This is a genomic window from Pseudomonas sp. B21-048, from assembly GCF_024748615.1.
Classification (GTDB): Bacteria; Pseudomonadota; Gammaproteobacteria; order Pseudomonadales; family Pseudomonadaceae; genus Aquipseudomonas.
Genome location: NZ_CP087168.1, coordinates 3,919,459 through 3,934,390, shown reverse-complemented (window position 1 = coordinate 3,934,390; position 14,932 = coordinate 3,919,459). Strand labels below are relative to the sequence as shown.

13 protein-coding genes are annotated in these 14,932 nt (G+C 58.7%); 8 read left to right on the top strand and 5 right to left on the bottom strand.

Annotation, left to right across the window (positions count from 1 at the left end):
• Nucleotides 1–39: 39 nt before the first annotated feature.
• Nucleotides 40–513, bottom strand: coding sequence for an Lrp/AsnC family transcriptional regulator (locus LOY56_RS18475; protein ID WP_258616323.1), 474 nt, complete (start codon nt 511–513; stop codon nt 40–42).
• Between the two features lie 209 nt (nt 514–722).
• On the opposite strand from LOY56_RS18475, the gene kynU reads away from it, so the two are divergent.
• The 3 genes from kynU (at nt 723) to LOY56_RS18460 (ending at nt 4,860) form a co-directional block, all read left to right on the top strand.
• Nucleotides 723–1,973 (top strand): kynureninase, encoded by a 1,251-nt coding sequence (kynU, locus tag LOY56_RS18470; RefSeq protein ID WP_258616321.1) that lies wholly within the window; start codon nt 723–725, stop codon nt 1,971–1,973.
• Between the two features lie 104 nt (nt 1,974–2,077).
• On the top strand, nt 2,078–3,391 hold the full coding sequence (locus tag LOY56_RS18465; RefSeq protein ID WP_258616320.1) for an OprD family porin: 1,314 nt from the start codon (nt 2,078–2,080) through the stop codon (nt 3,389–3,391).
• Between the two features lie 59 nt (nt 3,392–3,450).
• Complete coding sequence (locus tag LOY56_RS18460; protein ID WP_258616316.1) at nt 3,451–4,860, top strand: amino acid permease; 1,410 nt, start codon at nt 3,451–3,453, stop codon at nt 4,858–4,860.
• A gap of 138 nt (nt 4,861–4,998) precedes the next feature.
• On the opposite strand, the gene LOY56_RS18455 is transcribed toward LOY56_RS18460, so the two are convergent.
• Entirely contained in the window at nt 4,999–5,604 is a 606-nt protein-coding gene (locus LOY56_RS18455; RefSeq protein ID WP_258616313.1) for a TetR/AcrR family transcriptional regulator, read from the bottom strand.
• A 134-nt stretch (nt 5,605–5,738) separates the two neighbouring features.
• Here LOY56_RS18455 and LOY56_RS18450 point away from each other — a divergent pair, with 134 nt between their 5' ends.
• Nucleotides 5,739–6,653, top strand: a complete 915-nt coding sequence (locus LOY56_RS18450) for a DUF808 domain-containing protein (protein WP_258616311.1) — start codon at nt 5,739–5,741, stop codon at nt 6,651–6,653.
• Between the two features lie 85 nt (nt 6,654–6,738).
• On the opposite strand, the gene LOY56_RS18445 is transcribed toward LOY56_RS18450, so the two are convergent.
• Complete coding sequence (locus LOY56_RS18445) at nt 6,739–7,527, bottom strand: VacJ family lipoprotein (RefSeq protein ID WP_258616309.1); 789 nt, start codon at nt 7,525–7,527, stop codon at nt 6,739–6,741.
• A complete protein-coding gene (locus LOY56_RS18440) occupies nt 7,520–8,818 on the bottom strand; it encodes a serine/threonine protein kinase (RefSeq protein WP_258616307.1) in 1,299 nt (432 codons plus the stop codon). Before LOY56_RS18440 ends, LOY56_RS18445 begins: the two co-directional genes overlap by 8 nt.
• 223 nt (nt 8,819–9,041) lie before the next feature.
• Between LOY56_RS18440 and LOY56_RS18435 the strand changes: the two genes are divergently transcribed.
• Nucleotides 9,042–9,410 carry a hypothetical protein gene (locus LOY56_RS18435; protein WP_258616304.1) on the top strand — a complete coding sequence of 123 codons (369 nt, stop codon included), beginning with the start codon at nt 9,042–9,044 and terminating at the stop codon, nt 9,408–9,410.
• 150 nt (nt 9,411–9,560) lie between these two features.
• Here the strand turns inward: LOY56_RS18435 and LOY56_RS18430 are convergent, their stop codons facing one another.
• Complete coding sequence (locus LOY56_RS18430; RefSeq protein WP_258616301.1) at nt 9,561–11,156, bottom strand: beta (1-6) glucans synthase; 1,596 nt, start codon at nt 11,154–11,156, stop codon at nt 9,561–9,563.
• Nucleotides 11,157–11,442: 286 nt separating this feature from the next.
• Between LOY56_RS18430 and LOY56_RS18425 the strand changes: the two genes are divergently transcribed.
• From LOY56_RS18425 to LOY56_RS18415, 3 genes are all read left to right on the top strand, one after another.
• Complete coding sequence (locus LOY56_RS18425; RefSeq protein ID WP_258616300.1) at nt 11,443–12,294, top strand: glycine betaine ABC transporter substrate-binding protein; 852 nt, start codon at nt 11,443–11,445, stop codon at nt 12,292–12,294.
• Nucleotides 12,295–12,545: 251 nt separating this feature from the next.
• Nucleotides 12,546–12,857 (top strand): DUF485 domain-containing protein, encoded by a 312-nt coding sequence (locus tag LOY56_RS18420; protein WP_258616299.1) that lies wholly within the window; start codon nt 12,546–12,548, stop codon nt 12,855–12,857.
• Complete coding sequence (locus LOY56_RS18415; RefSeq protein WP_258616298.1) at nt 12,854–14,512, top strand: cation acetate symporter; 1,659 nt, start codon at nt 12,854–12,856, stop codon at nt 14,510–14,512. Before LOY56_RS18420 ends, LOY56_RS18415 begins: the two co-directional genes overlap by 4 nt.
• Nucleotides 14,513–14,932 lie beyond the last annotated feature (420 nt).

Sequence of the window (14,932 nt, the reverse complement as noted above, 5' to 3'; positions counted from 1 at the left end):
CAGTTCATCACCTGGCCATCGATATCCATTAACCGGCGCTCACTTACGCACCACCAAATCAAGCAACGTCTCCCGCTCCTTGATTTTCTGCAACACGATTTCCGAGCGAATATCAGTCACCCCCGCCGTGCGGTTCAGTTGGTTGACGATGAAGTCGGAGAAGTGTTTGACATTGCGCGCCTGGACCCTCAGCACATAGTTGCTCGCCCCGGTAATCACGTAGGCAGTGACCACTTCCGGCCACAACTGGACCTTCTTGATGAAGGTCTCGTGCCAGTCCTCGACGTCCTGTCGCAATGACACATGGACGATGGCTTCCAGTTCGACTCCCAGCTTTTCTGCGTTAAGCATCGGGCGATAGCCGGTGATGATTCCTTCACTTTCCAGCAGGCGTAAACGGCGCAAACAGGCCGACGGCGACAGGGCGACCTTTTCTGCCATTTCGTGATTGCTGATACGGCCATCCCGTTGCAAAAGATGCAGGATGCGCAGGTCTGTCGAGTCGAGAGTCATGGCTAGAATAAATCCGCGATATTTGGAGTTGGATTCGAATTTTCTTCGAGATAAATACTAGATGGCCGCTTACTTTGCACGAAAATTCTCTAAAACTTCGTTCATTATCTCTTCACCGTGAAGGCGCAAATATCGCCTGAAACACGACACTCACACCCGACTATCGCGATCTGCCCGGATGGCACTTCTTTCAAAAAACAGGACACTCAATGACTACAAGAAACGATTGCCTGGCGCTTGATGCGCAGGACGCTCTGGCCCCTCTGCGTCAGCAGTTTGCGCTCCCCGAAGGGGTGATCTATCTCGACGGCAACTCCCTGGGCGCCCGCCCGGTCGCAGCGCTGGCGCGTGCTCAGGCAGTGATCTGCGAGGAGTGGGGCAATGGCCTGATCCGCAGTTGGAACAGCGCCGGCTGGCGCGACCTGCCTGAACGTCTGGGCAATCGATTGGCGGGGCTGATTGGCGCCGGTGACGGCGAAGTGGTGGTGACCGACACCACCTCGATTAACCTGTTCAAGGTGCTCAGCGCCGCCCTGCGCGTGCAGGCTACGCGGGCGCCGACGCGGCGGGTGATCGTCACCGAGACCAGCAACTTCCCGACGGACCTGTATATCGCCGAAGGTCTGGCAGACATGCTGCAGCAGGGCTACACCCTGCGTCTGGTCGACAGCCCGCAAGAGCTGCCACAAGCGATTGATCAGGACACCGCGGTGGTCATGCTCACCCACGTCAACTACAAGACCGGCTACATGCACGACATGCAGGCCCTGACCGCGCTGACCCACGAATGTGGCGCGCTGGCCATCTGGGACCTGGCGCATTCCGCCGGGGCGGTGCCTGTCGATTTGCATCAGGCGCGCGCCGACTACGCCATCGGTTGCACCTACAAGTACCTCAATGGCGGTCCGGGCTCGCAAGCTTTCGTCTGGGTTTCCCCTGAGCTGTGCGATCTGGTGGCGCAACCGCTGTCCGGCTGGTTCGGTCATTCGCGGCAATTCGCCATGGAGTCGCATTACCAGCCGAGCAGCGGAATCGCCCGCTATTTGTGCGGCACCCAGCCCATCACTTCGTTGGCGATGGTCGAGTGTGGTCTGGAGATTTTCGCCCAGACCGACATGGCCAGCCTGCGCAGCAAATCCTTGGCCCTGACGGACCTGTTCATCCAATTGGTCGAGCAGCGCTGCGCCGCTCACGAGCTGACCTTGATCACTCCACGCGAACACGCCAAACGTGGCAGCCATGTCAGCTTCGAACATCCCCAAGGTTATGCGGTGATCCAGGCCTTGATCGCCCGTGGCGTGATCGGCGATTACCGCGAGCCGCGGATCATGCGGTTCGGCTTCACCCCGCTGTACACCCGCTTCACCGAGGTCTGGGATGCGGTACAGATCCTCGGCGAGATTCTCGATCAGAAAACCTGGTCGCAGGAGCAGTTCCAGATCCGCCACAGCGTCACCTGATATATCCGACGCCCTTGTCTTGCTGCTGAGGTTTCCCGGCGGCAGGGCTTCGGTCGCCTCCAATAAAGAGTTCTGTGAAAACACAATAATAAGGAGCACGCAGAATGAAACTGTCCCTCTGGCCCGCCTTGCCGCTCGCCATCACCGGTTGTCTCGGCCAAGTGGCCTATGCCGTACCCGCCAATGGCTTTGTTGAAGACAGCAGCCTGACCCTGACCCAGCGCAATTTCTATTTTTACCGAAACAACCTTAATAACCCTGGGGGGCAGAACTATCGAGAGGAATGGGCCCACGGGATCATGCTCGATTACCGTTCCGGCTACACCCAAGGCGCTGTGGGCTTCGGAGTCGATGCCTACGCGCAGTTGGGGCTCAAACTCGACAGCGGCAGGGGGCGTACCGGCACCAGTTTGTTGCCGGTCGATTCCAATGGACGCGCCGAGGATGAGTATTCCGAGGCCGGTGGCGCACTCAAGGCGCGGATCTCGAAGACCGAACTCAAATACGGCAACCTGACACCGCTCAACCCGGTGTTCGGCACCGGCTCGGCGCGTCTGTTCACCACCTACGCCAATGGCTTCCAGCTGACCAGCAGCGAGTTGAAAGGACTGCAACTCGATGTTGGGCACTTCACCTCGGGCAATGACAGTGCGTCAACCAACGACGATGGCGCCCTCAAGGCGCTCTATGCCGGGGTCGAGACCCGCAGCGTCGATTATCTGGGCGGCAGTTATGCCCTGAGCGATCAATTGAGCGTCAGCCTGTACGGTTCGCAGTTCACCGATATATGGCGGCAGTACTACGCCAACGCCAACTACAGCTATGCCCTGAGCAAAAATCAGTCGTTGAATCTGGACTTCAACCTCTATCGCACCCACGACGCTGGCCAGCGCCTGGCCGGCAAGATCGACAACACCACCGGTTCGCTGGCCGCCGCTTACAAGGTGGGTGCACACCGCTTGACCCTGGCCTACCAACGGGTCGATGGCGATGAACCGTTCGATTATCTCGGCTTCGATCAGCAGCCGGGTACCTCGATATTCCTTGCCAACTCGATACAGATTCTCGATTTCAACGCGCCCAATGAACGTTCATGGCAGCTGCGTTATGACCTGGATATGGCGCCATTCGGCGTGCCGGGCCTGAGTTTCATGTCGCGCTATGTAAGCGGTGACCATGTCGACGACAGTCACTACGACGGCGGCCCCAAGGGTGCCTATGGACGTTACGGCAGCGACGGCAAGCGCTGGGAACGGGACCTTGAAGCGCGCTACGTGGTGCAAGAGGGCAAGGCCAAGGACCTGTCGATACGGGTGCGTCAGGCCAGTGTGCGCTCCACCGGTCAGGTCGCTCGGGCAGACACCACCGACAACAACGAAGTCCGGGTGATCATCGAGTATCCGCTGAGTATTTTCTGATCCGCTAACCCCCACCGACTTGCTCTCGTCAAGAAAGACAATATTCAGAGGACAGGAAAATGACCGATAACACCGGTTTTGAAAGTATCTCCAAGCGTGAACAGGGCCTCAGGCGCCAACTCACTTCCGGTCAGATGAGCATGATCGCCATTGGCGGCGCGATTGGCACCGGGTTGTTCATGGGCAGTGCCTATGCCATTGGTTATGCGGGGCCGAGTGTTTTGCTCAGCTACGCGATTGGCGCGATCATCACGCTGCTGTTGATGGGCTGTCTGGCGGAAATGACGGTGGCCCATTCGACCTCCGGCTCGTTCGGCGCCTATGCTGAATTCTATGTCAGCCCATTGGCCGGGTTCCTGGTGCGCTATGCCTATTGGGCGGCGATTGTGCTGGCAGTGGGTACGGAGGTGACGGCGGTGGCGATGTATATGAAGTACTGGTTTGCCAACGTGCCGGAATGGATATGGATCGTTTCGTTTTCCAGCATCCTGATCGTGCTCAATGCCATCAGCGTGAAGACCTTCGGCACCTTCGAGTACTGGTTCTCGACCATCAAAATCGGTGCGATTGTCGGCTTCATCATCCTCGCGGTATATGTGGTGTACGGTTCCGGCAACCCGGATTACGGCGTGCACAATTACACGGCCCACGGCGGCTTCTTTCCCAATGGTCTGCAAGGCATGTGGATTGCGGTGATCGTCTCGATCTTCAGCTATCTGAGCGTGGAAATGATCGCAGTGGCCGCCGGTGAGGCGCAGGACCCTGAGCGGGCGGTGAAGAAGGCTTTTCGCGCGACCATCGTGCGGCTGGTGGTGTTCTACCTGCTGACCCTGGCCCTGATGCTGGCGATTGTGCCGTGGGTCCAGGCCGGTCAAGTGCAAAGCCCGTTCGTCACCGTCATGCAGACCATCGGTATTCCCGGCGCAACCGGCGTGATGAACTTCGTGATCCTGATTGCGGCGTTGTCGGCGATGAACAGTCAGCTCTACATCACCACCCGCATGATGTTCAGCCTGTCCCGCGGCGGTTATGCACCCAAGTCCATGGGGGTGTTGAGCAAGACCGGAATCCCGCTGAATGCCTTGTTGCTGTCGAGTTCAGGCATCGCCCTGGCGACGTTGCTCAACGTGCTGGACCCGGAAAGCTCCTTCACCTTGATGATGGCGATCTCGATGTTCGGCGCGATCTTCACCTGGTTCATGATCTTCCTGACCCACTACTGCTTCCGTCGCTACCACGAGCGCAACGGCGAACGGAAACTGTCCTTCCGCATGCGCCTGTTTCCCTACACCACACTGCTGGGGCTGGTACTGATGGGCGCGGTGATGATCACCACCTACTTCACCGAGGCCTTCAAAATGACCCTGGTATTCGGTGTGCCTTTCCTGCTGATCCTCACGGTTATCTACTGGATCTTCTTCAGAAAACCCAAGGCAGCCGTGGCGTTGAATCCGCTGCCGAAGGTTTAGAGGGAGGAAACATGCAATCCCGACCGGCAGTTTTCATGGACTGCCGAGTCGGTGGCGCCCATGTTGGGTGCAAATTGTGTGTGCACTGCACATCCAATGTGTGAGCGGGCTTGCTCGCGAAGGCCGCACCACGGTCTATCAGTCCAGCTCACACCCCTTGAGCACCAACCGGATAATCGTCTGCGCCGCCGCTTCATAGTCGGACTCATCCAGCTTGGCCTTGCCGGTCACCGCAGAGATCTGCCAGTCGAAGTCGGCGTAGGTCTGGGTCGCGGCCCAGATGCTGAACATCAGGTGGTTGGGGTCGATGGGGGCGATCTGGCCGCGGTCGATCCAGGTCTGGATGCAGTCGATGTTGTGCCTGGCCTGGCCGTTGAGCTGCTCGACCAGGTCGGGGCTCAGGTGTGGGGCGCCATGCATGATTTCGCTGGCGAACACCTTGGAGGCGAAGGGCAGGTCACGGGAGATGCGGATTTTCGAGCGAATGTAGCCGCTCAGCACTTCGCTGGGCACGCCGTCGGCGTTGAACGGCGTCGAGGCCTGCAGGATCGGCTCGATGATGCTTTCCAGGACCTCGCGGTAGAGGTTTTCCTTGGATTTGAAGTAGTAGTAGACGTTGGGCTTGGGCAGCCCGGCCTTGGCCGCGATGTCACTGGTTTTGGTCGCAGCGAAGCCCTTGTCGGCAAATTCTTCACTGGCGGCACGCAGGATCAGTGCTTTGTTGCGCTCGCGGATAGTGCTCATAAACCAAGGAGTTCCTTGCCTGTTCTGGCGGTTGCGCATGGTAGCACCGGCCTCGCGCGGCGCTCAAGAATGCCCCGTGTAGCCTCGGGTCGCGCTATGCTGCGCACCATTCATTCAAGAAGGAAACCTGATTCATGGCAGGAAGCAGTTTGCTGGTGCTGATCGACGACATCGCCACCGTACTGGACGATGTGGCGTTGATGACCAAAATGGCCGCGAAGAAGACCGCCGGCGTGCTTGGCGACGATCTGGCGCTCAACGCCCAGCAGGTTTCCGGCGTGCGTGCCGAGCGGGAAATCCCGGTGGTGTGGGCGGTGGCCAAGGGGTCGTTCCTCAACAAGCTGATCCTGGTACCGTCGGCCTTGGCCATCAGCGCTTTCATTCCGTGGATGGTCACGCCATTGTTGATGGTCGGTGGTGCTTACCTGTGCTTTGAAGGTTTCGAGAAACTCGCCCATAAATTCCTGCATAGCAAAGCCGAAGATCAGGCTGAACACGCAGAGCTGGTCGAGGCTGTGGCCAACCCGGCGGTGGATCTGGTGGCATTCGAGAAGGACAAGATCAAAGGGGCGATCCGCACCGATTTCATTCTCTCGGCGGAAATCATCGCCATCACCCTGGGCACCGTGGCTGACGCTTCGCTGACCCAGCAAGTGATCGTGCTCTCGGGCATCGCCATCGTCATGACCATCGGCGTCTACGGCTTGGTGGCCGGCATCGTCAAACTCGATGACCTCGGTTTGTGGCTGACCCAGAAACCTGGGCAGATGGCCAAAAGCATCGGCGACGGGATTCTGCGTGCAGCCCCGTACATGATGAAAAGCCTGTCGGTGATCGGCACCGCGGCGATGTTTTTGGTCGGCGGCGGGATTCTGACCCACGGCGTGCCGGTGGTTCATCACTGGATCGAGGGTGTCAGCGCGGGTGCCGGTGGAGCCGGGTTTATCGTGCCGACGTTGCTGAATGCGGTAGCCGGGATTGTGGCGGGTGCGGCGGTGTTGGTCGGGGTGATGGCTGTTGGCAAGGTTTGGAAAACGGTGAAGCCCTGAACCTGTGGGAGGTGGGTGGTAGTTGATTTACCGCGCATAAAAGAAGGCCATTCGATCTGCATCGAATGGCCTTTTTTGTTGCCGATTACTCGGCAACCTGCAACTTGCGCGACTCGGTGTACACGTAACGCACTTTCTCGTACTCGAACGGCGTGTTCAGCTGGCCGTAGCGGAAGCTGTTCTGATAGCGCTTGTCGATGATACGCAGCGCCAGGACTTCCGGATGGTTGGAGCTGACTTCGGCAACGTTCAGGAAGTTGATCGCCGATTCGCCTGTGTAATCCACTACCAAGCCTGCGGTATCACGCAAGTTTGACGGGCCGAGGATTGGCAGCACGAAATAGGCACCGCCCGGTACGCCATAGAAGCCCAGCGTCTGGCCGAAGTCTTCGCTCTGGCGCGGCAGCCCCATGGCGGTGGCCGGGTCCCACAGGCCGGCGACACCGATGGTGGTGTTGAGCAGCAGACGCGCGGTGGTTTCCAGCGAGCGCTGACCCTTGAATTGCAGCAAGCTGTTCACAAGGTTCGGTACATCGCCGACATTGTTGAAGAAGTTGCTGACGCCAGTGCGCAGGAAGCTTGGGGTGATGTAGCGATAGCCATTGACCACGGGCAGGAACACCCATTCGTCGAAACGGTAGTTGAAGTGATAGACGCGGCGGTTCCACTCTTCCAGCGGGTCGTAGATGTTCAGCGCGTTGAGCGTCGAGCGTTCGAACTCGCGCTGATCCAGCCCCGGGTTGAATTTGAGTTTGCTCAGCGGTTCCTTGAAGCCGTCACTATCGACCACCACAGGTGCGTTGGCTTTGCTGTTGTCGGCATTGGCGACGCCTGCACAGAGTAACGCTGCGATCAGCAGGGGGTATTTAGCCACGGAAAAACTCCAGCATGGCGTCGCTGTTGACGCGATAGTTGAGGTTGCCGCAATGGCCGCCCAATGGATAAACAGTCAAACGGTCGCCGAAGGTACGGCGCAGGAACCCCAGGTCGCCAGGGCCGAGGATCACGTCGTCGGCGTTGTGCATGACGGCGATTTTCGGGCTGTCGTGCAGGTAGTCCTTGAGCGCATACAGGCTGACCTGATCGATCAGTTGCAGCAGGCTGCCGCCATCGGTGCGGGCACGCCACATCGGGATGACCTGTTCGGTCAGGTAGCAGTCGAAGTCGCATTGCAGCGCGCGTTTGAGGAACGGCGTGAGGGTGGTGCCTTCGGTGATCGGGTATTTCGGTGGCGTGATCAGGCCGCGGCGGTTGATCAGGTCCGAGGTGAAGGCAATGTCGGCCGCCGAGAAACGGAACGAAGTGCCAATCAGCATGGCCATCTGCTCGTTGCTCAAGTGCTGCTTGGACTGCTGGAAGTCATAGAGCAGGGCATCGTTGAGGTCGATGTAGCCCTTCTGTTGGAAGTAGCGGGTCAGTTTGTCCAGTACCAGCTCATAGAAGGTGGTGGTGTTGTTGATACCCTTCACTTCTGTCTGGACAAGCTTGTCCAGATTGGTGACCGAGGTGTAAAGGTTGACCGGCGGGTTGAGCAGCAAGACTTTCTTGAAATTGAAGCTGCGACGGGTTTCATCCAGGTGCGCCACAAATGCCGCATCCAGGGCGCCGAGGCTGTAACCGGTCAGGAAATAGTCGGTGACCGGCAGTTTCGGATTCTGCGCCCGCACGGCCTGCATCACCCGGTACATGTCTTCGGCATCTTCCTTGGTCACGCCGGGGGTGGCGAAGCGCGAAGCGGCGGTCATGAAGTCGAAGCTGGTCGGCGACGACAGCTGCACCACGTGATAGCCGGCCTTGTAGTAGAGCTTTTTCAGGTACTCGTTGAGGGTGCTGTCATAGCGTGCACCGGTGCCGGAGATCAGGAAGATCAACGGTGCCGCTTGATCTTGCGTGGCGATGCGGTAGGTGAGTTTCTTCACCGGCCAGAAGTTGTCCGGCAGGCTGAATTCACGCTCCGGGCGCAATGTGACGCTGCGATCCTCCTGATTGATATCGTCGTCCAGCGGCAATTCCGGGCGTAACTCCGGCGGTGTCGTGGCGATGGTCGCCTCGAACGGGTTGGTCAGGGGGTAGCCGTAACTGGCGGCATCAATGTCGGCCGCCAGCGCGGACGCACTTAAAAACAAGCCGCCAAACAGGGCGGCGCAGCGCAAGGAACGGAGCATGACTAGATCCCTTAGAGGAAGGTGCGCAATGAAGTTCGCAGGCTATGACCACAGGATTTGCGCCAAAGTGCCATGACTGGAACCAAACAGGCCTGATTTCGGAGCAACGGTAGCTGGACGATACACTTTGCAGTGATTGGCTGGCCAGTTAACTGTTGTTAGCGCTTGCGTAAGGCTGTCGGGAGATTAAGCTGGCCGCCGATTTCGTTTATTGGAGTGTTTCATGTCCCGCCGTCTGCCCGTGATCCTGTTGCTCGTTCTTCTGCCGTTATGGCTGGCCGCCAGTTATGGCGCGCGTTATGGCTTCATGGAGGATGCGCAATGGGTTGGCATCTGCGTGGATGAGGTCAGTCGTTGGGAATGCCAGATTCGCTCGAACCTGGGCTTGATGATTCATTTCAAGGTGCTGGGCTGGTCGGCAGTGGTCGCTGCCGTGATCGGTTTTGTGCTACCGGGACGAGCGGGGTGGTGGCTGGCGGTGCTGGCGCTGGTGTTCGGGTTGCCGGCGCTGGCGTTGTACACCACCACGTTGGCGGTGTTTGCGGTGGTGATTGCGGCTTTGCGACTGGTCCGGGCGTCCCGTAGCTCCTGATGGGCAGCCTTCGCGGGCAAGTCGGATCGCCGCATCGCTCGCTCCTACAGTTTGAGTCGTTCATAAATAATGAAATCGACGCAACACTGTAGGAGCGAGCGATGCGGCGATCCGACTTGCCCGCGAAGAGGCCCACAAGCACGCTAAAGATCAGCCCTTGCGAACCCGCAAGCAGCGCCACAACGCCGCCACCATCAACCCACTCGCCAGCGCCCAGCCCCAAGCCTGCTGGTTCTGCAAACCTTCTTGATACAGCTGCGGCGCAATGCCGGCGCCGATGATGAAGGTCAGAACGGCGATTTCCCGGCGCGGCACGCTGACCGGGCGGCACAGATACACCAGCGCCGGCAGGATGAGCGCGACACTCGGGAAGCTGCGATAACGCGGGTCGAACACCAGTTCCAGCATCATCACCGCCGCGGCAAAACCTGCCGCTGTCAGACACCAGCCGGCCCGACGTTCCAGTACATTAAAGGCACGTTCACGCCAGCCGGTACGGGCGCTCAACGTTAGCGCGGCATGGGCCAGCACCCACAGATTCAATCCTGTCAGCAAGACGACCCACAGCCATTCACCGGCAAATCGTGTGGTGACGCGGGCCAGGTCACCCCAAGCGCCAATCGAACAGGCCGCCAGGGCACCCAGCAATGGCAGCACCAACGCCGCGCGGGTGCTGCGTACGCGACCGCCGAGGATCAGCGTGCCGATGAAGATCAATCCACCCACTGCCAGCCATTGCGACCAGTACGGCACATTCGAGACTGGCCCGGCGAGTACGCCCTTGTCCTGGCGATCGGCGTCGAACAATCCCCAATAACCCCCGACCGCACCTTCGCTGGCGCGCTTCCAGGGCTGGTCGAACGCCTCAATCAGGTTGTAATGCCAGCCTTGCTGCTCGGCCATGATCACAAAGCTACGAATGAACTTGGCTTCATTGACCCGGCTCGGCAGCGCAGTTTCACGCTGACGGCCTTCGCTTGGCCAGCCGGTTTCGCCAATCATCACGTCCTTGGGCGCAAATTTGTTGCCAAACACCTGGCGCACTTCGGCCACATGCTGCAGTGCGGCGTCGATGTTCGACGGATTGTCTTCCCAGTACGGCAGCAAATGGATGGTCAAAAAGTCCACCGCCGGGGCGACTTCGGGATGTTTGAGCCAGAACTCCCAGACGTCGGCGTAGGTCACCGGCTGTTTGACCTGGCTTTTGACTCTATTGATCAGCGTGACCAATTGCGTGCCGGTGACTTCCTTGCGCAGCAGGGTTTCGTTACCTACGATCACCGAGGTCACTACATCGGCGTTGGCATTGGCTGAGGCAATCAACAGGTCGACTTCCTTGGCCGTGTCCACCGGGTTGCTGTTGACCCAGGCGCCAATCATCAACTTCAAGCCGTGCTTGCGTGCCAGATCGGGCAGGGCCTCAAGGCCGGTCATGGAGTAGGTGCGGATGCATTCGAAACGGGTGGCCAGCAGCGCGAGGTCGGCGTCCATGCGCTCGGGGCGCAATTTGAACGGCACATCGAACGGCGATTGGTCTTTGTCGAACGGGGTGTAGGAGGCGCATTGCAGCTTGTGCGTCGCGCTGGCCACGTCCGGCAGGATCACCGGTTTGCCGAGTCCATACCAGAAGCCACCGAGGGCAAAAAGCCCCAGCAGGCAGGCAAATAAATAAGCAAAAAAAGGAAAACGGGATGTCGCGGGCATGGTCAGGCCGTCTAGGAACAAAGCCGCGCATGTTACCCGCATTTGTCCCGCGCTTGGTGGCCTGCATGATTTTGACATGCAAAGTTCGGGCGGGGTGGCGGATGGAGTTGCGACGGTTGCAATTAATGGCCTTCTGATGTCGTTTCTCGATGCCTTGAGGTCGCTGGCAGAGCAGGTCGTCGTGGGCGTCAGGTTGATCATCCAATCGTCAGTACTCCGCTGATGTTTGAACGAATTTGCAGTGAGGCGTGATGGGGGCGCTGTGCACCATAACAATACGTTGAGCGACTCGGCATCCGTCGAGCGCAGCACTTTCGGGGAAGCAACGATGAAGATGCGACGACTCTTGGGCGCAGGTGCCGCGTTGGTGCTGGCGATCAGCTCTACGGTGGCCAGCGCTGAAGGCAAGGCAGTGACGATCGGTTATGTAGACGGTTGGTCGGACAGTGTTGCCACGACCAACGTGGCTGCCGAGGTGATCCGGCAGAAACTCGGTTATGACGTGAAGCTGCAAGCGGTTGCCACCGGGATCATGTGGCAGGGCGTGGCCACTGGCAAACTCGACGCCATGCTGTCGGCGTGGCTGCCCGTGACCCACGGTGAATACTGGACCAAGAACAAGGATCAGGTCGTCGATTACGGCCCGAACTTCAAGGATGCAAAAATCGGTCTGATCGTGCCGGAGTACGTCAAGGCCAAGTCTATTGCCGATCTGAAAACCGACGACAGCTTCAAAAATCGTATTGTCGGTATTGATGCCGGTTCAGGCGTGATGCTCAAGTCCGAGCAGGCGATCAAGGACTATGGCCTGGACGGCTACACCCTCAAGGCCAGTTCCGGCGCCGGCATGATTGCCGAGCTGACCCGTGCCGAGAAGAAAAACGAATCCATTGCCGTCACCGGTTGGGTGCCGCACTGGATGTTCGCCAAGTGGAAACTGCGTTTCCTGGAAGATCCGAAAGGCGTTTATGGCGCGGCTGAAACCGTGAACAGCATTGGCAGCAAAGGCCTGGACGCCAAAGCGCCGGAAGTGGCGAAGTTCCTGAAGAACTTCCAGTGGGCGTCGAAAGACGAAATCGGCGAGGTCATGTTGGCGATTCAGGAGGGTGCCAAGCCTGAAGCCGCAGCGAAGGATTGGGTGGCCAAACACCCGGATCGCGTTGCCGACTGGACCAAATGATTTGACCTGAAGTGTCTAGTCAGTGCCTCTCGAGGCCCCTTGGCGTAAATGCCAAGGGGCCTTTTGCTTTTCTGTAGGAGCACGGCTTGCCGGCGAAGGCGCCCTCAAGATCGCTATCGCCGGCAAGCCGTGCTCCTACAGAGAGGGAAACCGTCATGTCGTTCTAATACTAAGGTCGTCTGGAACCTGTCCGGCAGCCGCATAGAGTGGATCACGTTCCAACTCAAATCTGTGCTGCGAGGATAAAAACAATGAACGACAGCATTTACCTCTCGATTCAAAACAGCTCGCGCTTCAAAGAGCTGGTCAGCAAGAGAGAACGATTCGCCTGGATTCTTTCAGCGATCATGCTTGGGCTGTACGCCGGATTCATCCTTTTGATTGCTTACGGGCCGCATATTCTAGGCGCGAAAATCAATCCCGAATCTTCGATTACCTGGGGCATTCCGATCGGTGTCGGGCTGATCGTTTCGGCCTTTGTCCTGACGGGCATTTACGTGCGACGCGCCAACGGCGAATTCGACGACTTGAACAATGCGATTCTCAAGGAGGCTCAGCAATGATCCGGCGTCTAATGGCTCTATTGAGCATCGCAGCCTTTGCACCTGGCGCCTGGGCGGCTGAAGCCCTGACGGGGGCGGTACAGAAGCAACCGCTCAACGTTTCCGCGATCCTGATGTTCGTGGCGTTCGTGGGAGCAACCCTGTGCATCACGTATTGGGCATCCAAGCGTAACAACTCGGCGGCCGACTACTATGCGGCGGGCGGCAAGATCACTGGTTTCCAGAACGGCTTGGCGATTGCCGGTGACTACATGTCCGCGGCGTCCTTCCTGGGCATTTCCGCCTTGGTGTTCACCTCTGGCTACGATGGCCTGATCTACTCGATCGGCTTCCTGGTGGGCTGGCCAATCATTCTGTTCCTGATCGCCGAGCGCTTGCGTAACCTGGGCAAGTACACCTTTGCCGACGTGGCGTCTTACCGTCTCGGGCAGACCCAGATCCGCTCGCTGTCGGCCTGCGGTTCGCTGGTGGTGGTGGCGTTCTACCTGATTGCGCAAATGGTCGGTGCCGGCAAGCTGATTCAGCTGCTGTTCGGTCTCGACTATCACGTAGCGGTGATTCTGGTCGGTATCCTGATGTGCATGTACGTGCTGTTCGGCGGCATGCTGGCGACCACTTGGGTACAGATCATCAAGGCGGTGCTGTTGCTGTCCGGTGCCTCGTTCATGGCGCTGATGGTGATGAAGCACGTCAATTTCGACTTCAACGCGCTGTTCTCCGAGGCGATCAAGGTTCACCCTAAAGGTGAAGCGATCATGAGCCCCGGCGGCCTGGTGAAAGATCCAATCTCGGCGTTCTCCCTCGGCTTGGCGCTGATGTTCGGTACCGCTGGCCTGCCGCACATTCTGATGCGTTTCTTCACCGTGAGTGACGCTAAAGAAGCGCGTAAAAGCGTGCTGTATGCAACCGGCTTCATTGGCTACTTCTACATCCTGACCTTCATCATCGGCTTCGGCGCGATCCTGCTGGTCAGCACCAACCCGGTCTTTAAAGATGCGGCTGGCGCGCTGTTGGGCGGCAACAACATGGCGGCGGTGCATTTGGCCAACGCGGTGGGTGGCAGTATCTTCCTGGGCTTCATCTCGGCGGTTGCGTTCGCAACCATCCTGGCGGTGGTGGCTGGTCTGACTCTGGCGGGTGCTTCTGCGGTGTCCCATGACCTGTATGCCAGTGTGATCAAGAAGGGCAAGGCCAACGAGAAGGACGAGATCCGTGTCTCGAAAATCACCACCATCGCTCTGGCGGTGCTGGCGATTGGCCTGGGCATTCTGTTCGAGAAGCAGAACATCGCGTTCATGGTGGGCCTGGCGTTCTCCATTGCGGCGAGCTGCAACTTCCCGGTGCTGCTGCTTTCCATGTACTGGAAGAAGCTGACGACTCGTGGTGCGATGATCGGCGGCTGGCTGGGTCTGGTCAGTGCTGTTGGTTTGATGGTGCTGGGGCCAACCATCTGGGTGCAGATACTGGGTCACGAGAAGGCGATCTTCCCGTATGAATACCCGGCGCTGTTCTCTATGGCCATTGCGTTCGTGGGGATCTGGTTCTTCTCGGTCACTGACAAGTCGGCCGAGGGTGTGAACGAGCGGGCGCTGTTCTTCCCGCAATTTGTTCGTTCGCAGACCGGGTTGGGGGCGAGTGGGGCGGTTTCGCACTAAGGCTTCTATATATAAGCTGCGTTAAAACGAATGCCCCGATCGAGAGATTGGGGCATTTTTTATTGGGCGGTTATCGCACTCTGTATGGTTTTTCCACGGAGGAGGCCTGTTCTTTGATCGTGACATATCCGTTTTTGCAGTAGCGCCGGTTGGCATCGCCCCTTGTAGGAGCGAGGCTGGCCCGCGAAGGCGGCCTGATAGTCCGACCGGGCTCTTTGATCGAGTACATATCCGTTTCTGCGGTAACGGCCACTTATGGTTCCGCTCTTACAGCGGGTCACTTTTGGCAAACGCCCCAAAAGTAACCAAAAGGTCTTGCCCCGCCATTCGGTGCCTCGCCCAGGCTCGGCATGCCCTCACTCCGGCATTGCTCCGGGGGCCCGCCGCCATCGGCCATCCATGGCCGGGGGCGGCTACCGC